16 protein-coding genes and 3 pseudogenes are annotated in these 22,554 nt (G+C 70.0%); 9 read left to right on the top strand and 10 right to left on the bottom strand.

Annotated elements, in window-relative coordinates; genetic code table 11:
• Positions 1–3: 3 nt before the first annotated feature.
• A complete protein-coding gene (locus tag CCZ36_RS00285) occupies positions 4–642 on the top strand; it encodes a helix-turn-helix domain-containing protein (RefSeq protein WP_128816827.1) in 639 nt (212 codons plus the stop codon).
• 54 nt (positions 643–696) lie between these two features.
• On the opposite strand, the pseudogene CCZ36_RS00280 reads toward CCZ36_RS00285, so the two are convergent.
• A pseudogene (locus CCZ36_RS00280) lies at positions 697–1,833 on the bottom strand (PQQ-dependent sugar dehydrogenase).
• A gap of 474 nt (positions 1,834–2,307) precedes the next feature.
• Here CCZ36_RS00280 and CCZ36_RS00275 point away from each other — a divergent pair.
• Positions 2,308–3,668 (top strand): annotated as a pseudogene (locus CCZ36_RS00275) (glycoside hydrolase family 6 protein).
• A 273-nt stretch (positions 3,669–3,941) separates the two neighbouring features.
• Here the strand turns inward: CCZ36_RS00275 and CCZ36_RS00265 are convergent.
• The 3 genes from CCZ36_RS00265 to CCZ36_RS00255 form a co-directional block, all read right to left on the bottom strand.
• The gene (locus CCZ36_RS00265) at positions 3,942–5,087 is read right to left on the bottom strand and encodes an RNA polymerase sigma factor (RefSeq protein WP_128816826.1); all 1,146 of its coding nucleotides are present in this window, start codon (positions 5,085–5,087) and stop codon (positions 3,942–3,944) included.
• A gap of 7 nt (positions 5,088–5,094) precedes the next feature.
• Complete coding sequence (locus CCZ36_RS00260; protein ID WP_128816825.1) at positions 5,095–5,502, bottom strand: YciI family protein; 408 nt, start codon at positions 5,500–5,502, stop codon at positions 5,095–5,097.
• Positions 5,503–5,656: 154 nt separating this feature from the next.
• A complete protein-coding gene (locus CCZ36_RS00255; RefSeq protein ID WP_069735010.1) occupies positions 5,657–6,865 on the bottom strand; it encodes a saccharopine dehydrogenase family protein in 1,209 nt (402 codons plus the stop codon).
• Between the two features lie 168 nt (positions 6,866–7,033).
• Here CCZ36_RS00255 and CCZ36_RS00250 point away from each other — a divergent pair, with 168 nt between their 5' ends.
• The 3 genes from CCZ36_RS00250 to CCZ36_RS00240 all read left to right on the top strand — a co-directional run bounded on the left by CCZ36_RS00250 (position 7,034) and on the right by CCZ36_RS00240 (position 9,482).
• On the top strand, positions 7,034–7,762 hold the full coding sequence (locus CCZ36_RS00250; RefSeq protein ID WP_069735009.1) for a TetR/AcrR family transcriptional regulator: 729 nt from the start codon (positions 7,034–7,036) through the stop codon (positions 7,760–7,762).
• 117 nt (positions 7,763–7,879) lie between these two features.
• Positions 7,880–8,674, top strand: coding sequence for an alpha/beta fold hydrolase (locus tag CCZ36_RS00245; protein WP_069735008.1), 795 nt, complete (start codon positions 7,880–7,882; stop codon positions 8,672–8,674).
• A gap of 208 nt (positions 8,675–8,882) precedes the next feature.
• Positions 8,883–9,482 carry a DUF998 domain-containing protein gene (locus CCZ36_RS00240; protein ID WP_069735007.1) on the top strand — a complete coding sequence of 200 codons (600 nt, stop codon included), beginning with the start codon at positions 8,883–8,885 and terminating at the stop codon, positions 9,480–9,482.
• A 190-nt stretch (positions 9,483–9,672) separates the two neighbouring features.
• On the opposite strand, the gene CCZ36_RS00230 is transcribed toward CCZ36_RS00240, so the two are convergent.
• A complete protein-coding gene (locus CCZ36_RS00230) occupies positions 9,673–12,675 on the bottom strand; it encodes a family 16 glycoside hydrolase (RefSeq protein WP_128816823.1) in 3,003 nt (1,000 codons plus the stop codon).
• 711 nt (positions 12,676–13,386) lie between these two features.
• Between CCZ36_RS00230 and CCZ36_RS35235 the strand changes: the two genes are divergently transcribed.
• Both CCZ36_RS35235 and CCZ36_RS35230 read left to right on the top strand, forming a co-directional pair.
• A complete protein-coding gene (locus CCZ36_RS35235; RefSeq protein WP_237302545.1) occupies positions 13,387–15,813 on the top strand; it encodes an amino acid adenylation domain-containing protein in 2,427 nt (808 codons plus the stop codon).
• A complete protein-coding gene (locus tag CCZ36_RS35230; protein ID WP_237302544.1) occupies positions 15,768–16,976 on the top strand; it encodes an aminotransferase class I/II-fold pyridoxal phosphate-dependent enzyme in 1,209 nt (402 codons plus the stop codon). Before CCZ36_RS35235 ends, CCZ36_RS35230 begins: the two co-directional genes overlap by 46 nt.
• A gap of 425 nt (positions 16,977–17,401) precedes the next feature.
• On the opposite strand, the pseudogene CCZ36_RS35225 reads toward CCZ36_RS35230, so the two are convergent.
• The 3 genes and pseudogenes from CCZ36_RS35225 to CCZ36_RS00210 all read right to left on the bottom strand — a co-directional run.
• A pseudogene (locus CCZ36_RS35225) lies at positions 17,402–17,643 on the bottom strand (ATP-dependent DNA ligase); the annotation flags it as partial.
• Between the two features lie 137 nt (positions 17,644–17,780).
• Positions 17,781–18,098 carry an STAS domain-containing protein gene (locus CCZ36_RS00215; protein WP_128816822.1) on the bottom strand — a complete coding sequence of 106 codons (318 nt, stop codon included), beginning with the start codon at positions 18,096–18,098 and terminating at the stop codon, positions 17,781–17,783.
• A gap of 283 nt (positions 18,099–18,381) precedes the next feature.
• Positions 18,382–18,876 carry an ATP-binding protein gene (locus CCZ36_RS00210; protein WP_069735005.1) on the bottom strand — a complete coding sequence of 165 codons (495 nt, stop codon included), beginning with the start codon at positions 18,874–18,876 and terminating at the stop codon, positions 18,382–18,384.
• Between the two features lie 566 nt (positions 18,877–19,442).
• Between CCZ36_RS00210 and CCZ36_RS00205 the strand changes: the two genes are divergently transcribed.
• Positions 19,443–19,802 (top strand): hypothetical protein, encoded by a 360-nt coding sequence (locus CCZ36_RS00205; RefSeq protein ID WP_128816821.1) that lies wholly within the window; start codon positions 19,443–19,445, stop codon positions 19,800–19,802.
• Between the two features lie 230 nt (positions 19,803–20,032).
• Here the strand turns inward: CCZ36_RS00205 and CCZ36_RS00200 are convergent, their stop codons facing one another.
• On the bottom strand, positions 20,033–20,482 hold the full coding sequence (locus CCZ36_RS00200) for an SRPBCC family protein (RefSeq protein WP_128816820.1): 450 nt from the start codon (positions 20,480–20,482) through the stop codon (positions 20,033–20,035).
• A gap of 470 nt (positions 20,483–20,952) precedes the next feature.
• Here CCZ36_RS00200 and CCZ36_RS00195 point away from each other — a divergent pair, with 470 nt between their 5' ends.
• Positions 20,953–21,651: a GAF and ANTAR domain-containing protein gene (locus CCZ36_RS00195; RefSeq protein ID WP_128819373.1), complete on the top strand. Its 699-nt coding sequence runs from the start codon at positions 20,953–20,955 to the stop codon at positions 21,649–21,651.
• A gap of 540 nt (positions 21,652–22,191) precedes the next feature.
• On the opposite strand, the gene CCZ36_RS00190 is transcribed toward CCZ36_RS00195, so the two are convergent.
• A complete protein-coding gene (locus CCZ36_RS00190; RefSeq protein ID WP_370738484.1) occupies positions 22,192–22,539 on the bottom strand; it encodes a hypothetical protein in 348 nt (115 codons plus the stop codon).
• Positions 22,540–22,554: the final 15 nt, after the last annotated feature.

Raw genomic sequence — 22,554 nt, 5'->3', positions numbered from 1 at the left:
CTCATGACGCAACAGGATGGCGAGCTGGACAGCCTGGTACGTAAACGGATCCGCGCCCTGCGCGTGGCCCAGGGTTGGTCCCTGGAGGACCTGGCCGCCCGGGCTAAGGTCAGCCAGTCCACGCTCAGCCGCATCGAGAACGGCCAGCGCCGGCTGGCCCTGGACCAGCTCGTCACGCTGGCCCGCGCCCTGGACACCTCGCTCGACCAGCTGGTCGAGACCGCGTCCGACGACATCGTCTCCAGCCCGATGATCGACGGAGCCCACGGTCAGATGCGGTGGCCCGTCAAGGCGGAGCCCGGCATGACCGTCATCCGCCAGCGCATCACCGAGCCGCCGCCCGACAACCCCGCGCGGCTGCGGGCACATCCGGGCCGGGAATGGCTCGTCGTCCTGTCCGGCACCGCGATCCTGCTCCTGGGCAACCGGCGCCTGCGGATCGAGACGAACCAGGCGGCGGAGTTCCCCACGATGCTCCCGCACGCGATCGGCGCCGAGGGCGGTCCGTGCGAACTGCTCGGCATCTTCGACCGGGACGCCCGCCGTGGCCACCAGCGCGGAGAGGGAGCGGAGAAGCGTGGAGAGGGTGCGGAGAGGCGCGAAGAGGGGACGGACAAGCAGGTGCCCCGCCGATCGTCATGATCGACGGGGCCCGCCTCCGGCCCAGGCGGTCAACCTCCCGCGCGGCTCAGCCGCTCACGCCGGGTCGACGCGGGAGACGACGCCGCTGCTGCCGAGCACGTACAGTTCGCCGTCACCGCCCTCCACGAACGAGATGACCTCACCGCCGCTGACACCGAGGTCGCCCACGCCGGTCACCTCGCCGTTCTCCAGCTGGAGCGTCCGCAGGGTGCCGTCGCAGTAGTCGCTGAACACATAGCTCCCCCGGAGGTCCGGAGCGCGTCGCCGCGGTAGACGAATCCACCGGTCACCGAGCAGCCGAGGCCCGTTCGGTCGTACTCGTACACCGGCGGGACGTGGTTCGCGGGCTCCGTGCCGCCGCGGAAGGGTGCGTGCCCTCCATGGAGGCCCAGCCGTAGTTCTCGCCGCCCTCGCTGTCCGCCGGAGCCCGGTCGATCTCCTCCCAGTCGCTCTGGCCGACATCGCCGATCAGCAGGTCGCCGGTGCCCGCGTCGAAGGAGAACCGCCACGGATTGCGCAGCCCGTACGCCCAGATCTCGCCCTTCGCGTTCGCGTCGTCCACGAACGGGTTGTCCGCCGGGATCGCGTACGGGTCGCCGCCACTCGGGTCGATCCGCAGCAACTTGCCGAGCAGAGTGCCGAGTTCCTGCCCGTTGCCGTGCGGGTCGCCGCCCGAACCGCCGTCACCGAGGGCGATGTACAGGTAGCCGTCGGGGCCGAACTTGATGTCGCCGCCGTTGTGGTTCGCGTACGGCTGCGTCTGGGTGAGGACCGTGCGCCGTGTATCCGTCCGGAGTTGGCCGCCCTCCACCGCGAACTCGTCGATCGTGCTGGTGCCTTCGAGGTCGGTGTACGAGATGTAGAAGTGCGTGAACGTCTTGTCGAACGCGACGCCCAGCAGGCCGCGTTCGCCGTCGGTGGTGGTCTCGTCGGAGATGTCGAGGACGGGCTCCCCGAGGCCTGAGTCGTCCAGCACCCTTACGCTGCCCGCGCGTTCGGCGATCCATACGGTGCCGTCGGGCCGGCCGCCCCGGCGGACGGGCTCTGGGCCCTGGCCACTTCGGTCAGGGAAGCGCTCACCTGCTGAGCGGGGGCGCCGGCGGGCTCGTCCGCCGACGCCGTGGCCAAGGCCAGGGATGTGACGAGGCAGAGTGTTCCGATGATCGCCGAGCTTCTGGTGCGAAATTTCACCGTGGCCTCCTGGAGGCGGCGAATGGGGGGAGGTCACCCGGCTGCTCGTACGGAGTTGAGTGGGGGTACGCGCCGGCAGGCAACCTGGGTGGGGGGATGGTGTGTCACCGGCTACGGGCGAGGATAGAGGGGCGGACGCGTCGTGGACTAGACCAGCGTCGCCGAGTCTTCGTCGCCCGACTGCCCGCTTCTCCACCGCAAGACGATAGTCGGCCAATCACCCACGAGCCTGCGGCCGATCCTGCACGCACAGAGCGGCGCCTCCACACATGGGAGCGCTCCAATTTCTGTCAACTGTCGTATCGCGCAAGGTAATGAGGCTGGGCGGCTTGACAGTCGTCTGATGCCGCGACATTTTGGGAGCGCTCCCATACGCGTTGTCCCCCACCCGAACTCTTCACCCCCTGAGCGTCACGGACCCCCGAACCGTCCGTCGGCACTGCGACGGACGTACGAGAGGAGCACGGAGCCGCAATGAGAAGCAGAGGCACCACCACCCCGCACAAGTCCCGCCGAAGGGCCGCCGCCGCGCTGTCCGCCCTCATCCTGGGCGCATCACTCGCGGTCGCCGCCCCCGGACAGGCGTCGGCCGCGGCCCGCGTCGACAACCCCTACGTCGGCGCCACCGCGTACGTGAACCCCGACTGGTCCGCCAAGGCCGCCGCGGAACCCGGCGGGGCCGCCATCGCCGACGAGCCGTCGTTCGTCTGGATGGACCGCATCGCCGCGATCGACGGCACACCCGGCGCACGAGGCCTGCGCGCACACCTCGACACGGCCGTGAGCCAGGGAGCCGACCTCTTTCAAGTCGTCATCTACAACCTGCCCGGCCGGGACTGTGCCGCACTGGCCTCCAACGGCGAACTCGGCCCGACCGAACTCGACCGCTACAAGAACGACTACGTCGACCCCATCGCCGAGATACTCGGCGATCCCGCCTACGCGAGTCTGCGCATCGTCACGCTGATCGAACCGGATTCGCTGCCCAACCTCGTCACCAACCGGAGGCACCGCCGGTTCCACACCCGAGTGCGCCACGATGAAGGCCAACGGCAACTACGAGAAGGGCATCGGGTACGCCCTGCACACCCTCGGAGCCATCCCCAACGTCTACAACTATGTCGACGCGGCCCACCACGGCTGGCTCGGCTGGGACTCCAACTTCGTGCCCGCGGCGGAGCAGTTCAAGAAGGCCGCGACGACGGAGGGCGCTACCGTCACCGACGTACACGGCTTCATCGTGAACACGGCCAACTACTCGGCGCTCAAGGAGCCCCACTTCGCGGTGACCGACTCCGTGAATGGCACCACGGTGCGCCAGTCGCGCTGGGTGGACTGGAACTACTACGTCGACGAGCTCTCGTTCGCCCAGGCCCTGCGCACCGAAATGGTCCGCCAGGGCTTCGCCTCCGATCTCGGCATGCTCATCGACACCGCCCGCAACGGCTGGGGCGGCTCCGACCGGCCCGCCGGCCCCGGACCGCGGACCGGCGTCGACGCCTACGTCGACGGCGGCCGGACCGACCGCCGCATCCACGCCGGCAACTGGTGCAACCAGAGCGGTGCGGGCATCGGCGAGCGGCCACGACCGCACCCGAGCCGGGGATCGACGCCTACGTCTGGGCCAAGCCCCCGGGCGAGTCCGACGGCAGCAGCGAGCCCGTCGACAACGACGAGGGCAAGGGCTTCGACCGAATGTGCGACCCGACGTACACCGGCAACGGCCGCAACGGCTTCAACCTCACCGGCGCCCTGCCCGACTCCCCGGTCGCCGGCACTGGTTCTCCGGGCAGTTCCAGGAACTGCTCCGCAACGCCCACCCGCCGCTCGACTGAGGCAGCGCCACCGCGGGCTGGGGAAGCACGCAGGCCGCGGCCGACGGGACCGGTCCCGTCGGCCGCGGCCCGCGTGCGGGGCGGCCCCGGCCGTCCTTGAGGACGACACGCAGGTCGGTCGGCGTGATCGCGGTGAGCCCGTGGCTGCGCACCGCGTAGGTCACCGAGCCGCCGGAGCGCACATCGGCGGAGCGCCCCGCCGGGCCGACCGAACCGTGATTGACGGGACAGTCGGCCTTCCGGCCGCGTCGGCGGTCGCACCGCCGACGCGGCTCAACGCCGAAGACGGGCGTTGAGCCGCGCGGCCTGGCGCGTCAGATGGTCGCGTTCGGCGAGCGTGGGCGCCTTGTGGGCGGCCTCCGCGTACAACCGCGCGGCTGTCGGCAGGTCGCCGTCACGCTCGTGCAGATACGCCGCGACCGCCGTCCGGCGGGGCAACGAGTCGCTCAGCGCGGCGAGTTCGGCCAACCCGGCACGCGGACCGTCGGCCTCGCCGACCGCCACCGCCCGGTTGAGCCGGACGACCGGGCTGTCCGTCAGGCCCGCCAGCTCGTCGTACCACTCGACGATCTGCACCCAGTCGGTCTCCTCGGCGGCCGGCGCGTCCGCGTGGAGCGCCGCGACGGCGGCCTGGGCCTGGAACTCGCCCAGCCGGTCCCGGGCCAGGGCCGCCTGCAGGATCTCCACGCCCTCGGCGATCATCCCGGTGTCCCACAGGCCGCGGTCCTGCTCGGCGAGCGGCACCAGGCTTCCGTCGGGCGCGGTCCGGGAGGCGCGCCGGGCATGGTGGAGCAGCATGAGGGCGAGCAGCCCCGCCACCTCCGGGTGGTCGATCGCCGCCGCGAGCTGCCGGGTGAGCCGGATCGCCTCCGCGGCGAGGTCGACATCACCGGAATAGCCCTCGTTGAAGACCAGATACAGCACGCGCAGCACGGTGGAGACATCGCCGGGCCGGTCGAACCTGACCCCGGAGACCGTGCGCTTGGCCCGGCTGATCCGTTGCGCCATCGTCGCCTCGGGAACCAGATACGCCCGGGCGATCTGGCGGGTCGTGAGCCCGCCGACGGCGCGGAGCGTGAGCGCGACGGCCGACGACGGGCTCAGCGACGGGTGGGCGCACAGGAAGTAGAGCTGGAGCGTGTCGTCCACCGCCGACGCGGCGCCCGGCGCCGGCTCCTCCTCGACGAGGTCCTCACGCCGCCGCCGGGAGGCATTCGCCCGGGTCGCGTCGAGGAACCGCCGCCAGGCCACGGTGACCAGCCAGCCCTTCGGATCCCGCGGCGCGTCGTCCGGCCAGACGCGGACCGCCTCGACCAGGGCGTCCTGCACGGCGTCCTCGGCCGCCGCGAAATCCGCTCCGCGGCGGACGAGGACGGCGAGCACGCCCGGGGTCAGGCTCCGCAGAAGGAGCTCGTCCATCGGGGCGTCACTCCGTGACGGTGGGCGGCGCGGTCAGGAACGGGCGCACCTCCAGCCACTCATGGATCGGCTTCCCACCGGCCCCCGGGGCGGCGGACAGCTCCCCGGCCAGCTCGACGGCCCGGTCGTGACTGTCCACATCGATGATCATCCAGCCGGCGATCAGGTCCTTGGTCTCGGCGAACGGCCCGTCGGTGACCGGCGGGCGGCCCTCCCCGTCGTACCGGACCCACGAGCCCTCGGGGGCGAGCGCCTGACCGTCGACGAACTCCCCGGTCTTCTCCAGCCGGCCCGCGAAGTCCTGCATGTACTGCACGTGCGCCGAGATCTCCTCGGGCGTCCACCGGTCCATCGGTACGTCGTTGACCGCTGCCGGGGCGCCGCGGTAGTGCTTGAGCAGCAAGTACTTGGCCATGATGTTTCTCCTCGGTGCCGGGCGGCCCATTCTGGCCGCTCTCACTACGGGGACGGAGCCGGTTCCGGGTTCTCGACATCGCCGCCCCAAAATCTTTCCGACTTTCTCCGACGGCCCGAGGACGGCCCGTGGAGAGACTGCGAACGGGCCGCGTTCACTGCTCGCGCAGACCCCACGGAGAGCCGTACTCCACCAGCAGATCGAGAAACGGGCGCGGGTCCAGCGCCTCGGCGCCGAGCACACCCCTGCCGCTCCAGACACCGCCCGCCACCAGCTCCAGGGCGATCACCGGATTGATCGCCGTCTGCCAGACCACGGCCTGGGAGCCGTACTCCCGCATGGACCACTGATTGTCGACCACGTGGTAGAGGTACACCTCGCGGGGCACGCCGTCCTTCGTGCCCTTCACCCAGGTACCGGCACAGGTCTTGCCCCGCATCAGCTCGCCCAGGGAAGCCGGGTCGGGCAGACAGGCAGCGACCACGTCACGCGGCGACACGGCACCACCGGGCACGGTCACCTTGTCCGTGCGGTCGAGGCCGAGCCGGTGCAGCGTCTTGAGCGTCTCGATGAACTCCTCGCCCAGCCCGTACTTGAACGTGACGCGCCGGGACTCCACCCAGCGCGGGATCAGCAGAACCTCCTCGTGCTCCACATTGACGCACTCCACCGGACCGATGCCCTCGGGGAAGTCGAAGACCTCCGGCTCACTGAACGGCGCCGTCGTGAACCACCCCCGGTCCTTCTCCCAGACCACCGGCGGGTTGAGGCACTCCTCGATCGTGGTCCAGATCGAGAACGACGGGGCGAAGTCATAGCCCTCGACGGTGAGATCCGCACCGTCCCGGACACCGATCTCCTCGATCTCGTCGAACAGCTCCTCCGCCGCGTACCGCGCGAAGACATCGGAGAGCCCCGGCTCGACGCCCACCCCGACGAGCGCGAGCCGCCCCGCCTCCTCCCACGCCCCGGCACGCTCGAACTGCTTGTCGCCGAGCTTGACCCCGCACTCCTCGTACGGGCGCTCCGGATGCGCGGACGACAGGGACATGGCCATGTCCAGATAGTCGACCCCGGCGGCCAGCGCCGCGTCGAACAACGGCATCACGAACCGGGGGTCGGTGGCGTTCACGAGGATGTCGCACCGCTGCTCCGCGATCAGTGCGGCGACCGCCGCCCGGTCCGAGGCGTCGACGCGCAGCGCGGAGAACCTCGCCCCGTCCTCGCCGAGCGCCGCCACCGCCGCCTCGGCCCGGGAAAGGTCGTGGTCGGTGACGACCATGTGGTCGAAGAAGGAGCGGCGGGCGGCGATCCTGGTGATAGCCGTGCCCACGCCACCTGCGCCGACAAGGAGTACGCGCATGGCGGATGTGCCTTTCGTCGAGGGGTCGGCCCGCCGGGCCGGTGCCCTTGGATTCGTCCATGAAAGGGGCGTACTTGAGTAAGGTCAACGGCGTTGGCATAAGGGTGGGGAGGCTCTGACGGGTCAGCACCGCCGGACGCCGGGTTTCGAGAGACGGGAGAGGCGCGGATGGCGAAGAAGGTGGTCCCGGAGGAGGAGCGACGGCGCAGGCGGCCGACACGCCAGGGCGTCGTCGTCACCCAGCGACTGATCGTCGAGACCGCACTGCGCATGCTTCACGAACACGGCAGGGACGGACTGACCGTGCGCCGCCTCGGCCTCGCCCTCGGAGCCGACCCGAGCACCCTCTACCGCTACTTCCGCGGCACCGACGATCTGACCCTCGCCATCGCCGACGAACTGATCGCACGCGCGATGCACGGCCGGCGGCCCACCGGTCAGTGGCGCACCGACCTGCGCGAGATCGGCCTGCGCATCCACACCGCCTACCTGGCCCACCCCGAGGCCGCCGTGCTGACCGCCAGCCGGGTCAGCGGCCGGGCCAACGAGATCGCCGGCGACGAGACCGTCCTCGGCATCCTGCGCTCGACCGGCCTGCCCGACGCGGACGTCGTACGGATCTTCCAGGCGTTCGTGGACCAGGCACTCGCCTTCGCCGCACTGGACGCCGCGAGTCTCGCCCTGCCCGAAGCGGCCCGCGCGGCCGACGAACAGGTCTGGCGCGCCACCTACGCCGAACTGCCGGCCCGAACCCACCCGAACATCGCCGCCCTCGCACCGCTGCTGGTCGCGAGGATGAACGACAGCGCCTACCCCACGGCCCTGGAGATGCTGCTCGACAGCGCGGAGGCCGACATCCGGCGCGCGCGGGGCGACAACGACCCGGACACCGCCTGACCTCGCGAGCGCCCACCGCCCGTCAGGCCGCACCCACCCGTGTGGCGGCCCCGCAGGCCACCACGCAGACTGGCCTCGGACGCCGAACGACACGAGAGCCCCGGAAAGGCCTGGACGATGGGTGAGTACGCGAACCTGCCCGGTGTCAGAACCTGGTACGAGACCGAGGGCACGGGCGATCCGCTCGTTCTGCTGCACGGCGGCTTCTGCACCAACGACACGTGGGGCGCCCAGCGCACCGACCTCGCCGCCGCCTACCGCGTATACCTTCCGGAGCGACGCGCCCACGGGCACACGGCCGACGTCGCCGGCCCCCTGACGTACCAGGACATGGCCGACGACACCGTGGCCTTCCTGGAGACGGTCGTCGAGGGACCGGCACACCTGGTGGGCTGGAGCGACGGGGGAGTCGTCGCACTGCTCGTCGCCGGGGACCGCCCCGACCTCGTCCGCAGGGTCGTCACGATCGGGGCCAACTTCCGCCCGGGCCCCGAGTGCTTCACCGAGCCCTCGATGCTGGACGAGATGACGCCGTCCGGACCCGACCTGGCGTTCTTCCGGGAGCTGTACGAACCCGTCGCACCGGACGGCCCGGACCACTGGCCGGTGGTGGCCGCGAAGGTACTCGACATGTGGCGCACCGGGCCGACGCTGACGCCCGAGGACCTGGCCCGCATCCAGGCGCGCACCCTGGTGATGTCCGGCGACGACGACCTGATGACGCTGGAGCACACCACAGCCCTGTACCGCGCGATCCCGGACGCCGAACTGGCTGTCGTGCCCGGGGCGTCCCACCTGGTCCCGCTGGAGAAACCAGCTCTCGTCAACCGGTTGATCCTCGACCACCTGGCGCAGGAGGCGGCGGAGACGATGATGCCCATCCGCCGCGCGAAGCCCGGGACCACACCCTGACACCCGTGACACGTACACGGAGACGCGCCCGGAATCGCACCCGGGGCCGCGGTTCACTCGTCGACCCGGAGGAGGGTTTCCTCCGCCCCGCGGACCTCGGCGACGGTCCGCGCCTCTCCAGAACCCGCCGCGCCGCGGCGGACGGCACGGCAGTCCGAAGAGGAAGGAGATCAGCGCAAGGCAAGATGGCCGGATTTATGCTGACCGAATGCGATCTGCTCCTCGGTGGGCCTTGGTCTCCTCCGGATGCGCACCCATCCTGTTGGTCGGCTCCTGGACGATTGCGCAGGTGCGCCAGGGCCCGGCGTACGACCCCGCGACGGACACCCTGAGCGTGCTCGCCTCCTACGGCGCCGCCAGCTACTGGTTGATGACGGGGACGCTGCTGGTGCTGGGGACGTGTTATGTGGCGACGGCGCACGCGCTCCGTCAGGCGACGCTCGCCGGGCGGGCGGCCCTGGCCGGCGGGGGACTGTCCGCGCTGGCCCTGACCCTGGTGCCCGCCCCGAGCAGCGGCGGGGCCCTGGAGCACGGGGCGGTGGCCACGGTGGGCGTGGTGCTGCTGGCGGTATGGCCGCCCTTGGCCGCCGTCCGAGGCACGAGACCGGTGCCGTGGGGGCTGCGCATGGACGTGTCGCTCGCCGCGAGCGCGCTCATGTTCGCGAGCGCCTTGTGGTTCGTGGCGGAGCTCCAGAGCGCACGGGCCCCGGGCATGGCGGAGCGCGTCGTGACGTTCCTCCAGGCGTTGTGGCCGTTCTTGGTGGTCCTGTCCTGCCGGAGAGGCGTCGTCGACCGGGCTCGGGAGTGAATCCGGTGCAGGGAGCCGGAAGGGCTACGCGCCCGCGCGGGAGGCGCTGAAAGGGATGAGCGGTCCGTCGACATCGAGGAACAGCAGCGGACGCTGGCCTGCGGAAGTCAGGTGGGCACGATAACGACGGCCCCCACCGGACCTCGACCTCAGGCCGGAGTCCGGTGGGGGTCGGTAGGGCGCGCCAGGTTCAGATGAGGGGCTCGACCCACACATTCCGGTAGCGGATCTTGCTTCCGTGGTCCTGGAGCCTGATCGCTCCGGCCGTCGGTCCCTCGGCCGCACCGCCGCCGGTGGGTCCGTCGACGGCGACGTCGTCGTGGACGGTGACGCCGTTCCACACGACCGTGACCCGGGCGTCCTCCGTCTTCGCCCCCGAAGCGTCGTAACGGGCGGCGCGGAAGGTGATGTCGTACGTCTGCCAGGTCTCCGGAGCCGTGGCCGCGTTCACGTCCGGAGCCTTCTTGGTGTAGATCGCCCCGGCCTCGTTGTCCGCGAGCGTGGTGTCACCGTACGAGTCGAGGATCTGCACCTCGTAGCGTTCCTGAAGGTAGACACCGCTGTTGGCGCGGTCCTGACCGGTGACGTCCGGCGGAAGGTTCGGGAGCCAGAACTCCACATGCGCACGGAAGTCCTGGAAACCCTGCTTGGTCCGCAGGTCACCACCGGCGACCTCCATCGCCTCGCCGCTCACCGGCCACTCGGGCGTTCGCCCGTCCGGGTGCTGCCAGGCCGCCTGGTCGGTGCCGTCGAAGAGCTGGACGCGGGCGCCCTTCGGGTGGACGGTGATCATGTCCAGGTTGACGTGCCCCGTGTCGCCGCTGTCGTAGGAGTAGGTGATCGTGTTGCGGCCTTCGTGCAACTCCAGTTGTTCGGTCCCCGTCGACCAGGTCTTCCAGTCGGTGGTGGAGAGCAGTTTGGTCTGGCGTACCTTCTCACCGTTGACGTGGACGCTCACCGTCTTCGTCCCCGGCGCCGGGTTCGGCCCGTTGGAGTAGCGCAGACCCACGTCGTGCGTTCCTGCCCTGCCGGTCTCCACATCGAAGGTGACCGCTGCCCCTTCCTGGCCGAAGTTGTCGACGAAACCGCCGCCGGAGTACCCCGCGTGCTCGGTGTCGAAGCCCGCGCCGCCGGTGAGGGTGGCCTCCTCCGCCTCGTACTGGGTGGCGGGCGGCTGGTCGCCGGGCAGGGAGTTGAGGGTGTACCAGGCTTCCGTGCTCCACAGCTCAGCACCGTCGGCGGAGGCGAAGGGGCGCGGCGAGCGGATATGGACGACCCGGTTCGCCTTGAGCCCGGGAACGGTCAGCGTCACCTTCTTGCGATCCTCGGAAAGGGAGGCCTCACTGACCTCAAGGGTCTCCTCATCGATTTTCGGACCTCCGTACGCGGGCGTCGGGGCGTACGTCCACTGCTCGACCCGATAACTCTCGGCGAGCTTCGCCGCGGTCTCCTCGGAGAGCGGCTCGGTGTACTCCAGTTCAAAACCGCCCGGCTTCGCCCGCATGGCCAGGATGTCGAAGGCCTTGTCACCGCTGGGGGACAGCTTCTGGAGCCCGTAGGTCAGCTTGCCCTCCTGCCCCCAGTTTCCGCCCGCCCCGAGGCCACCGGCGTAGATCGCCCCGTCCGGCCCCATGCTGATCCGGTTGACACCGGCTTCGAGACCCTGGGTGAAGCGGAACACCGCCCCCTGGTACTCTCCGTCGACCTTCTCCAGGTACGCGCGCTGGATACCGCCGTACGTGACGTCCCCGAACAGCATCTGTCCCGCGAATCGCCCCTCGGTCAACTGCAGGGGTGTGCTGGGCGAGTTGGCTATCTCGTTCTGCGGCAGCCACAGGACCGGCTTGGTGACTGGCTTGTCGTCGAAGGGGCCAGAGGGGTTGGTGTAGTGGTTGAAGAAGCGGTCCTGCTTGATGTGGAGCAGCTTCGACGACGGCAGCCAGCCGCCCTGGTTGTCCAGGACGAACATGTCGCCCTCGGGACCCCAGCCGATGCCGTTGGGCGTACGCAGACCACCGGCGATGTAGTCGACCTCGCCGGTCTCCTTGTTCACCTTGATGGTCGAACCCCGGTTCGGCGCCGGCTGTGGATCGGTGGTAGCCCCGCCCAGATCGATCGCCACGGACAGGTTCAGATAGAAGTACCCGTCCCGGTAGAGCAGTCCGAAGGCGAACTCATGGAAGTTCCCGCCGTACGGCCACGTCGCCACCGTCCGCCGCTCATCGGCCACATCGTCGCCGTCGGCGTCGGTGAGCTCGGTGAGCTCGTGCTTCTGGGAGACGTACAGCTTGCCGTCGACGGCCTTGATGCCCATGGGCTCCTTCAGCCCGTCGGCGACCTTCTTGACGGTCACCTTCCCCGCATCGGTCTCGCCCTGGACATCGTCGAGGAGATAGACCGCGCCGGTGGTCTTGTCGGTGCCACCCCAGGTGGTCACGGCGAGCCGGCCGTCGGGCAGCCAGTCCATCGCGGTGACCTGCGGTTCGAAGCCCGCCGGGCGGAGATCGGTGAGCGCGTAGTCCGGGTGCGTACCGGCCAGGGGCAGCCCGTCACCGGGGGAGTCGAGGACGCCTTCGCACTCCTTGCGACCCGGTGCCGTCACCCGTACGACGTCGGCGTCGGTGCTGAGCACGGAGTCCGGCACGACGGCGAAATCAGCGGCACCGGGCGGCTTCCATTCGAGGGTGACCTGCTGACCGCCGGTGCGGTCGAAGTGATCAATGTGCAACGCGTGGTGCCCGGTGGTCAGTTCGACCGATCCGTCCTTGGGTTCCGCGCCGTGCAGCCCGTCGTGATCGATGACGGTGGAGTCGTTGATCCGCAGCCGCGAGCCGTCGTCGCTGATCAGGCGGAAGTCGTACGTGCCGTCCTCGGGAACGGTCAGGTTGGCGATGACCTCGGAGACGAAGTGATCGTCGACGCCGAAGTCGTCCGGCGAACTCCAGTCGATGCCGGGCATCAACTTGTCCACATTCGGAGTCTGTCCGGTCTTGATGTCGCACAACTTGTCGAGGGGCACCTGCACATCGAAGACGCGCAGGGTGACGCCCGGTTCCTGAGGCGGGAGCTCGTCCTGCGGCCTCGGTGCCGGAGCGGCGGTTGCCGGTGAGGCGGCGAACGCGCCGACGAGAAACGCGGAGACCAGCAGACCGGTGAGGTGTCTGCGGCAACGGTGGAGCGGCCGTGGATGCATTCTTCCTCCTGGCCCTCGCGGCGAGGGGCACGTCGCGGCGGTGGGTGGGGCCACCCGGCGCCCGGGGTGAACGTTCGGCTCGTACGTGTGCGGCAGCGCTGCGTCCGGACAAGGAGGGGCTCCGGTGTCTGCGCCGAGAACAGTAGGAGGCTTCTATCGGCGGCGTCCATACTTCGTCACCACAGTGTTCAAAGTTCGCAGGCATTGATGCAAAGTAGTCAAATGCGCCTTGCTCACAAGGAATTGATGGGCAATCAACATCGGCGGGGAGTATCGGAGAGGATCGGGCCGGCGGAACGCGGGGGACTGGGCCGGAAGGTCCGGAAAGTGAGCCTGAGGGGCTCCTGGTGCTGATCAGGTGACACCTGATCAAATAGCTTGGGAGGCAGCTGCTTTACCAGCACCGCGTGAGCCGGGCAGCATGGTCGCTGGTACGCGTGTTCGGGTAGGGTCCAGCCGGTGTGCCGCGGACCACGGGGAAGAGGGGGAGGGCTTCGGAGGTCTTGCGCGCCGGGCCGTCCTCGCGATGACGCGGCGCCGAACCCCGTAGTGAAGCTGCCCGGCACGATGCTGCAGACCTGGAACGCACTGCGTGAGGGGCCAGAGGGCTCGTTCGTCGAGCCTGCGCCTCACCCGGCAGGAGCTCAGAGTTCTCAGCGTCCCCCGGATGCTCGACCGAGTATCACCGTCTCTATTTGTTGGGAGCAGGAGATGCGTCACGCCGAACACGAGGCCGCCTGGGGGAGAGGGGGCGCACCCGTTGCGGACGGGGGTCCGGACGAGACCGTCTGGGGCCTGTTCGAGGCGCAGGCGGCGCGCCAGGGGAGTCGGATCGCTGTCGTGGACGGGGCCGTCGACATCGACTACGAGCAGTTGCGGGCCCGGGCGGAGGCGATAGCCGCGGAGCTGGCGGCCCGCGGTGTGGCGCCGGGAGCGCTCGTCGGCGTGTGCCTCGGCCGGACGTGGGAGCTCGTCGCGACCCTGCTGGGAGTGCTGCGGGCGGGCTGTGCCTATGTGCCCATGGACCCCGCCTACCCGGCCGAACGGGTGCGCTACATGATCGAGCATTCCCGGGCGGCGTCGGTGGTCGTCGACGCCGGTACGGAGGTGCTGTGCTCGGCGGCACCGGATCGCGTGCGTCTTGACACGGTCCCGGACCGCCCGGCGGCATCTCCGGCGGCCGGCTCGGCCGGTGATCTCGCATACGTCATCTACACCTCGGGGTCGACCGGGAAGCCCAAGGGCGTGGCGGTTGAGCACCGGAGTGTGGTGGCGATGGCAGCCTCGATGCGCCAGCTCCTGAAGGACGAGGAACTGGCGGGCGTTCTGGCGGCGGCATCGGTCTGCTTCGACCCCTCGGTGATGGAGATTCTGGGGACGCTCGTCCTCGGCGGCACGGTCGTCCTGTCCGAGAACGTGCTCGCCCTGCGCGAGCTGCCCGCGGCGCACCGCGTGCGCACGGCCATCATGGTGCCGTCCGCGATGAAGGCGCTGCTCACGGCCGGTCCGCTGCCCGGTGGGTTGCTGTGTGTGGTGCTGGGCGGTGAGGTGCTGTCCCGTTCTCTGGTGGAGCGGGTACACGCTGACCCCGGCGCGCCGCGCGTCGTGAACGTCTACGGCCCTACCGAGGCCACCGTGTTCGTCACCGCCGCAGAAGCGGGCACTGGGCCGATCACCATCGGCAGCCCGGTCCCGCGCGCGCGGGCGTACGTGCTGGACGAGTCCCTGCGGCCGGTGCCGGCCGGCACGGCGGGCGAGCTGGCTCTCGCAGGCGACCAGCTGGCCAGGGGATACCTCCATGACGACCAGCGCACCCGGCTGAGCTTCCCGGCGCTCGCGCCGGGCGGCCCGGTCCCGGAACAGCGGATCTACCGGACCGGCGACCTGTGCCGATGGACGGAAACGGGAGAGCTCGAGTTCCTCGGCCGCGCCGACCGGCAGGTCAAGATCCGGGGCCACCGGATCGAGCTCGACGAGATCGAGGCCGTGCTGGCCTCGCTGCCCGGAGTCGAGGAGGCCGCGGTTGTTGCCAGCGTCGGCGAGGGCAAGAGCCTCCTGACGGCGTACGTGGTGACCCGGGAGGAGTCGGTGACGGCATCGACCGTGCGCTCCCAGCTGACCGACCGCTTGCCGAAGTACATGATCCCGCACCACGTCATGCTGTCGAACGAGCTGCCGAAACTGCCCAACGGCAAGGTCGACCGGCTCCGGCTCCCCGCCCCCGCGCACCTCGGCGACGAGGAGGTTTCCGCGGGGGAGCCGGGTGCCGGCGGTACGGCTGTTTCGCGCCCCGGACCCGGTGCGCTGGACTCGTCGTATGAGCAGCGGCGTTCGGTGTTGCTTGCGACGGTGATGGAGGAGACGGCGCTGCTTCTCGGAGCCTCCGGTTCCGAAGCGGTCCGGCCGGACGAGCCGCTGGCCGCGCTGGGGCTCGATTCGCTGGATATCGCGGAGCTCACGGTGCGCCTGTCGCGGGGGCTGGCCACTGACCTGCCGTCGTCCACGCTGGTGGAGCAGATGACTCCCGAGGAGGCGGTCGAGGGGCTGCTGGCGGTGCTGGGCCGTGCGTCCGGCGGCGAGGTGCGCGGGCGGCCCCAGGGTGCCGGGGGCGCGGATCGGCTGGGCGTGTTCCAGGAGCAGCTGCGGTCCGGGCACCCGCCGGCCTTGGCCGCGAGGGTGCCGGCCTGGTCGGCGACCGACCGAGGCGCGCTCGTGCAGCACTTCCGGGGTCTGCTGGGGCGGTCGGGGCTGGATCCGTACGGAAAGATCGTCCGTACGGGAAGCGCCGAGCGGGGTCTTGTCGCCGACCCGGTGACGGGCGAGGAGCACGAGGCACTCATCTGGACCACCAACCTCTACCTCGGACTCAACCGCGACGAGGGAGTCGTCGAGGAGGCGCGCGAGGCGCTGAGCCGGTTCGGTACCGGGATGGGGATTTCAGCGGCGGGTTCCGGGCAGACCGGCCTGCACACGGACTTCGAGCGGGAATTCGCCGCCATGGTGGGCAAGCCGGCTGCCTGCTTGTTCCCGACAGGTTCACCGCGAGCCTCGGGGCCGTTGCTGGGATGGTCGGTGATGAGGATGTTGTGGTCATGGACCAGCTCTGTCATGCCTCGCTGGTGGACGGGGCTCGTCTGAGTGGTGCGAGGGTGCGGACTTTCCGGCACAACGACGTGGCCGATCTGCGGGCGGTTCTCAAGGAGGAGTCTTCGCCGTACCGTACGACGCTGGTGGTGTTCGAGAGTGTGTACAGCATGGGCGAGGGCGTGGCGCCGCTGCGGGAGATCGTGTCGGCCGCCAAGGAGTTCGGTGCGCTCGTCCTCGTGGACGAGGCCCACTCGTTCGGGCTCTACGGAGCGGGGGGTGCCGGGCTGTGTGCGGCGGAAGGGGTCACGGATCAGGTTGATTTCGTCCTTACGACCTTGAGCAAGGCTCTCGGGAGCATCGGTGGTGTGGTCGCGGCCCGGGAGGAGCATGTCGCTCTGCTGAGGGCGTCGGCGAGGTCGTACGTCTTCCAGGCGAATATTTCACCGGCCGATGTGGCGGCGGCTCTGGCTGCTCTGCGCAGGGTTGCTGCGGGTGACGCGCTGCGGGCCAGGCTGTGGGACACCGCGCACTACATGCGGCAACGCTTCTCGGACGCCGGTTACGAGCTCGGCACGGGGGACGGGCTGATCATCACCCCCTTCTTCGAGGGGGAGAAGCTGCGTGAGATAGCCCGAGGGCTGTTCCGCCGGGGCGTTCACGCGGCTGCCGTGACCTACCCGATTGTCGAACGGGGGCGAGGTCGTCTGAGGTTCATCTGTTCGGCGTCCCACACCAGGGCGGACGTCGACGAGACGCTCCGGGCGCTGATCGACGCCGAGGCGGAAGCGGCGGCACCCCACACGCCGCACGGTGATGTTGGCCTGCGAGGGGAGAAGGGCGAGGGATCCGCACGGTGCGATGTGGCGCACTGGGCCGACGCGTTGACGGCCTATCTGGAATCCGTCCTGGCCGGGCTTCCCACTCCGGCGCCACATCTCGCGGTCACGATCGTGCGGCCGGGAGAGGAAGACGACCTTGTGGTCCGGATCGGTGAACACGGGGTCACCCGAGAACCCGACAGCACCGGCGCGACTCCTGCCTGTTCGCTTCGCCTGATGGACGATGAGGCGACAGCGGCACTGTGCTCACGGAACGTGGAGAGCCTGCTGGAGAGCGTGATCGGGGGCACTTGCGTGCTCGCCGGCCGTACACAGCCGTTCGTCTGGCTGATCGGACGACTCAGTGAATGGCAGCGTTCGACGAGTGGTGCCTGAGGGGAGGGGGAGCTGCCCCGCCCGGCCCGACCTGTGTCAACACGCCTCTGCTTCCCTCGTTCTGTTCTGCTGGGTTGTGGGGGCGTGGTCGGGGCGGTGACATGCGGGGGGAGGCCGAACAGCCGGCCGGCGTTGTCGGCGGCGTACCCGCTGTGCCCGCAGGAGAACACCTCGACGCCGGGTGGTGGACCTCCGAGGAACGGATGCCGGGCTGAACCGGCGGCCATGAGCGTGGCAGGCAGGCCCTTCCGGGACAAGCGAGGGCGGACCGAAGTGACTTTTCTGAGGGTATCGAAATGATCACGCTGCGAGGTGTGTCGGCGGACAGGACATGGAGCTGCTGGTCAGCGAGTTGATGCAGGTCGTGCCGGAGGGGAAAGCGGGCAGTTCGCGACATACGCGGTGGCCGTCTGAAGTGGACCGGCATGCGCGCGGCCGTGGCGGGGGCCAACGTCGCTGCGGCCCTGTCCGTCGAGTGTGACGATCTCCCCGTCCAGCACGGCGCTGCGTGCGCCGAGGACGTCGGCGAGGGGGGAAGGAGTTCGGGGTGGGCGGCGGTGATGTCCGTACCCGAACGAGCGCGCAGGAGGATGGTGCCGTCGCCCGGCAGGTAGACCATGGCTCTCTGGCCGTCTTGCTTCACCTCGAACGACCACCGGTTCTCCACCTCCGCAGGCGGAGGCGTTGAGGGCGGCCATCAGGTCCATGGCCTCGCTCTTCTCCTTGCCTGCGTTCTTGGCCGGGGCGTTCGAGGCCGGGCGGGGCGCGCAGGGGCACGCCCGCCGGGGCAGCCATCGGCGTGGGTCAGCTTTCCTGGGCCTGTTCGACGGTGGGGTATACGCGGAGGAAGGCGTCCGCGCCGACGACGGCGAGCAGGCGTTCGATTGTTTCGGAGGGGGCGGCTATGCGCAGGTCGGTGCGCTGGTGGGTGGTGAGGAGGAGCCTGATGAACATGGAGTCGGCGAAGGTGATGCCGCTGGCGTCGATGATCACACCGGCGTGATCGGCCAGCACGGTGTCGATTCGTGCTTGGAGGGGTGGGAGGGAGTCCAGATCGAATTCGCCGCGGGGTGCTATGACGGCCAGCGGCACGCTGCTATGTCTGCGTTCGGGGGTCGGCATGGAGCTGAGTATTCCCTGCCGTGGGATCTCGTCAGGTGCCAGGGGCACATCCGCTGCCCCTGCACGGGCGGGGAGGGCGTTGTGCCGGACGGCGCGGCCCGGCAGCCGTCCAGGGGTGGGGAGCAGGCCGGTGGTGCCAGTGAGAGTCCGGCCGTGCTGGAGGGACCGCGCTGAAGGAGTACCGACGAGGAGTGCAGCAGGCTCTGGCCTGCTGCACTCCTCACACACCCACGGGCCACGGGGCGGCCTGCTGCGGCTTGGCAGTCGGCCGGGCCCCGGGCGTCTACCGGGCAGTCTTCTCCGAATGGGGCTGGTCGGTGCTGTCCTGCAGAGTGATCTGTACGGACACGCGTTTGCCGACGGCTTCCCGGCGGAGTTCGAAGCTCTGGCAGACCGCGAGAACGAGCTCCAGCCCGTGCTGTCCGACCCGGGTCGGATCAGCAGGCGAAGGGGAGGGGAGTACGGCGCCGGAGTCCCACATCGTCATGCTGAGGACGGTGCCGTCGGATTCGACGTCGAGAAGGCACGGCCCGGGAGCGTACTTACACACGTTCGTGGCGAGCTCACTGACCACCAGCTGCGCGATATCAAACGCCCGTGCGGAAACCGTCCATGAGTGCTGCGACTGCCCCGTGGACAGGAAGTCCCGTACGAAGCTTCGGGCGCGACCTATGTCACCCGAGGTCATCTCGTACGCAGCGCTGTTTCGCACAGTGGCCGTGACGACCTCCTCCAGCCATCTCCGGTCTGCACCCGCGTGAGCCTTCACCAGTGACATACGTCCCCCGTTCCATGTGGCCACATCCGGATAGCCACCATCCCGAGTACCCGCTCCCGCATCTTTCAAGCCACCGTCGTCTCCAAAAAAGCCCCATTACCGCGCCGAACGCAGAGCAGGCGACGGGGCGGGCGGAGATGCCGCGCGGGAACGCACGCCGCCTGTCCTGTGGCAAGGGGGGACCGAGATGGTGGCGGCCCTCGTACGCCGGGAGCCAATGCCCAGCCGCCCTGGGGTGCCGCCCGCGCCCTACGGCTCGCCCGCACGCTGCGGGTGCTGCGCCGAGGCCGGCGACCCGGTCTGTCACCGCGAGACGGACGGAACCTGGTGGCGTACGTCCCGCGCACCCTGACGGCCCGGTCACCCTCCGGATCAGAGACGGTTCCGACGCGGTCGCCGGACGCCTGATGGGGGGCAAGGCGTGGGCCGGGAGCCGAGTGGGCGCGCATGCGCATTTGCCGGTGGTGCTCGGTGCCGACGAGCCGGACGTGTTCCGGCCCTGCCGCCGGGCGGCCGCGGCCGCGCTCCGTGGGCACCGCGGCTGCGCCTGCCGGACGGGGCTGGCAATGGAGAGTCCCCTCGTGCCGAGCGTGCTGGAGCAGCGGGGCACCGCCGACAGCGCTCACTACGCCTGGTGGTGTCTGCTGAACCCGTACGGGGAGCAGCCTCCGGGCCCGGCACCTGAGGGGATGCGGATCCCGTCGTCGGCTGCGGTGTGGCGGAAGGTGCCGGCCTGGCAGTGGCACCGAGCCGGAACCGGCCGGTCCGGAGCGGCCGCGATCCTGCGCGCCTGCTCCTGCGCCCCGGGCCTCGAAGAGGCCGCAGCCATGGCACTGCCGGAGGCGATGACCCGGCTCCACCTCGGTCCGGGCATCGGCCCCGGACCGCAGCCGAACACCCCTCCAGTGCACCGTCGGTGCCCCTGACGCCTTCACCCTGGGCGATCTCGACCTGCCTGTCCGGACCGGCTACGCCCTCACCGGTGACAGATGCTCCAGCTCCTGGAGCCGTATGCCGGTCAGCGCCGCCGGGGCAGACCGGCCGGCTCATCCTGCTCGGCGGCCGGCTGCCCGGCCGCCGAGTGTGCCGCGCGCCGCACAGCCGTATCGCTCATCTTCGACACGACGGCGCGGCGCGGCGGCCGACAGGGTGCTGGTCAGACGGTGCCGCGCCAGCCGCCGGTCTCGGCGCCCCGGGACTCCATGAACTGCTTGAAGCGCTTCAGGTCGCCGACGGCCTGACGCTTGACGAAGCCGAGCTTGTCACCGACCGTCTCGGCCAGGCCCTCGGGGTCGTAGTCGAGCTGCAGCATGACCTTGGTGGTGCTGTGGTCGATGTGGTGGAAGGTGACGACACCGGCCTGCTTGGCCTCACCGCCGACGCTGGTCCAGGCGACCCGCTCGTCGGGGATCTGCTCGGTGATTTCCGCATCGAACTCCCGCTCAACACCGGCGATCTTCGTCTTCCAGCGGGTCAGGGTCTGCGTACGCTGCTCGATCCGCTCGACGCCCTCCATGAACTGGGGGAAGCTCTCGAACTGCGTCCACTGGTTGTACGCGGCGCTGACCGGGACGCCGACCTCGATGGACTCTTCAACCTGCGACACGATGCTCTCCTTCGTAGGGGACGTCCCCCTGCGGTGCCCCCGATCGCGCCCGGCACACCCCCCCGGGGACCGACGCCCATCGCTTCGCCCCGATGAACAGACCTTGCTGACGATGGACCAGGCGTGGTGGCCTGCCCGTTCCCGCGCGGGGTGGTGGTGATGTGGGTCACTCCGACTTTGCTCCCTTTCGGCAGGACCACCCTCGCGGGCGTGCCCGGGCGCCGGTCCGGCGGCAGGGGCGCCGACGGGTCGTCACGGCATGCTGGGCGTCGTACGGGTCCGTTGGGCTGACGTGCGGGCGATGGTCCTCCGCGGGTCGTAGCGGCGGCCGCCCGTGGGGCGCTCGGCGTGGTTCGGTGGGGGGCCGGTTGTGGCCGAGAGCACGGGCGTGAGGGGCTGGGCGTGGGGCAGGTGTCCCACTGGTTGGACCAAGGAGACCGGATCTTGCAGGAGGCTGGGTCGGGATGGGTATGGACTGGCAGCGTTTTGCGCAGCGGATAGCGGTCATGGCGCACGATCTGCTGGAGCAGGAGTCGGTGGCCGGGACGCTGGATCGGATCGTCGGGTCGGCGACGGAGCTGGTCGAGGACTGCGACGCGGCCGGGATTCTGATCCTGCGGGGCGAGCAGGTGCAGACGCTGGCGGCGACCGGGCCGCTGGCCGAGGAGAGCCACCGGTTGCAGGAGCGCATGAAGGAGTGCCCGTGCTTCGACGCGGCGCGCCGCCGGGACGGGGAGCGGGTCTTCCGGATCTCCGACATGACCGTTTTTCAGCAGCGGTGGCCCGCGTTCGCTCCACAGGCTGCTGAGCTGGGGATCGGCAGCATGATGGGGTTCCTGCTCTTCACCGACGACGAGAACCTCGGCGCCCTGAACCTCTACTCGCGGTTTCCGGGCCGGTTCACCGAGACCAGCGAGACGGCCGGGTGGGTGCTCGCCTCCCACGCCGCCGTGGCCCTGTCCAGCGCCCGCAACCACGCCCAGCTCACCGAAGCGGTAGCGACCCGGCACGTGATCGGCGAGGCCATGGGCATCCTCATGGCCAGACACCGCATTCCCGAGAACGAGGCCTTCAACAGGCTGCGCGGCCACTCGCAGGACCACAACGTCAAGCTCCGGGAAGTCGCTCGCGAGGTCACCGAACTCGGAGACCTGCCCCGCGCCAGGTAGCCGCCGGGGGCGGCTCCCCCGGCACGTTCCGAACCGGGGGAGCCTTGGCCGGGAAGGCCCCATGGGGAGCGCCGCCACCCCGGCCTGCCCACCGGGTTTCCCCGCCACGCGTGGATGACACATCCGTCCTGGGGTTGTTGCTGTACACGCCTGCCCCGGGGACTGGCACCCAAAGCCGGACGAGCGGTCCAGTAGATGGAGAAACCGCTCCCCCTTCCCCAACGCTCTGCTCTAGCCCAACAGCAGGAGCACGCCACCGGGACATGAACGCAGGGGCCCGTGATGGCCGCTCCGGCAGCCGTCGCTGATCATCGGGAGACGGCATGAGTGGAGGGTCTGCGCCAGGACGGCGCAGGCCCTCCACTCATCTGTGCGGACTGAGCGCGGTAGAGCGGTTCTGCAGTGAACCTCACCCCGTGCGGAAACAGCACCAGGCACCAGGCGCAGCCCGGCTTCTTCTGCTCAGCGACTGCCCACCCGGTGTTCCCGCCTGGCGCCGCGTTGGTCCAAGGCGAGCTTGCAGGTGGGCGTGCTCTCGGGTCAGTTGAAGACGACGGAGCGGACCTTGAACCGCTCGGAGGCGCCGCCTGTGTGGGGTCGCAGGGGGAATGAGTCGCCTTCGCAGTCGGCGTCGGTGAAGACCGTCGCCCAGGCATTCGTGCGGTTCTTCGGTGAGTGGGCGGGCTGAGGGTTGTCCTGGCCGACGCCCGGGAGGTTGAGGCACTGTCCACTGGGAGGGCTGTTGAGGAAGCCCGAAGCCTCGTATCCCTCCACGGTCACGTAGTCGTAGCGGAACTGCCCGGTCGCGGCGGATGCCGAGGCGGGGGTGGTGATGAGGAGGATGCCGGCGCCGAGTGCGGCGGCCAGAGGGCGCCGACCCGCCCCCAGCGCAGGTCCAAGAGC

Source organism: Streptomyces sp. S063 (genome assembly GCF_002832675.1).
GTDB lineage: Bacteria > Actinomycetota > Actinomycetes > Streptomycetales > Streptomycetaceae > Streptomyces > Streptomyces sindenensis.
The sequence above is the reverse complement of the archived record's forward strand: the minus strand, read 5'-3'. Positions and strand labels throughout refer to the sequence as shown.

Coding starts and splice junctions, on each gene's coding strand:
- CCZ36_RS00250 (WP_069735009.1), top strand. CDS start 7,034: ATGGCGAAGAAGGTGGTCCCGGAGGAGGAGCGACGGCGCAGGCGGCCG.
- CCZ36_RS00285 (WP_128816827.1), top strand. CDS start 4: ATGACGCAACAGGATGGCGAGCTGGACAGCCTGGTACGTAAACGGATC.
- CCZ36_RS35235 (WP_237302545.1), top strand. CDS start 13,387: ATGCGTCACGCCGAACACGAGGCCGCCTGGGGGAGAGGGGGCGCACCC.
- CCZ36_RS00230 (WP_128816823.1), bottom strand. CDS start 12,675: ATGCATCCACGGCCGCTCCACCGTTGCCGCAGACACCTCACCGGTCTG.
- CCZ36_RS00210 (WP_069735005.1), bottom strand. CDS start 18,876: ATGTCACTGGTGAAGGCTCACGCGGGTGCAGACCGGAGATGGCTGGAG.
- CCZ36_RS00245 (WP_069735008.1), top strand. CDS start 7,880: ATGGGTGAGTACGCGAACCTGCCCGGTGTCAGAACCTGGTACGAGACC.
- CCZ36_RS00260 (WP_128816825.1), bottom strand. CDS start 5,502: ATGGCCAAGTACTTGCTGCTCAAGCACTACCGCGGCGCCCCGGCAGCG.
- CCZ36_RS00215 (WP_128816822.1), bottom strand. CDS start 18,098: ATGCCGACCCCCGAACGCAGACATAGCAGCGTGCCGCTGGCCGTCATA.
- CCZ36_RS00205 (WP_128816821.1), top strand. CDS start 19,443: ATGGAGAGTCCCCTCGTGCCGAGCGTGCTGGAGCAGCGGGGCACCGCC.
- CCZ36_RS00240 (WP_069735007.1), top strand. CDS start 8,883: ATGCGATCTGCTCCTCGGTGGGCCTTGGTCTCCTCCGGATGCGCACCC.
- CCZ36_RS00265 (WP_128816826.1), bottom strand. CDS start 5,087: ATGGACGAGCTCCTTCTGCGGAGCCTGACCCCGGGCGTGCTCGCCGTC.
- CCZ36_RS35230 (WP_237302544.1), top strand. CDS start 15,768: ATGGACCAGCTCTGTCATGCCTCGCTGGTGGACGGGGCTCGTCTGAGT.
- CCZ36_RS00255 (WP_069735010.1), bottom strand. CDS start 6,865: ATGCGCGTACTCCTTGTCGGCGCAGGTGGCGTGGGCACGGCTATCACC.
- CCZ36_RS00195 (WP_128819373.1), top strand. CDS start 20,953: ATGGACTGGCAGCGTTTTGCGCAGCGGATAGCGGTCATGGCGCACGAT.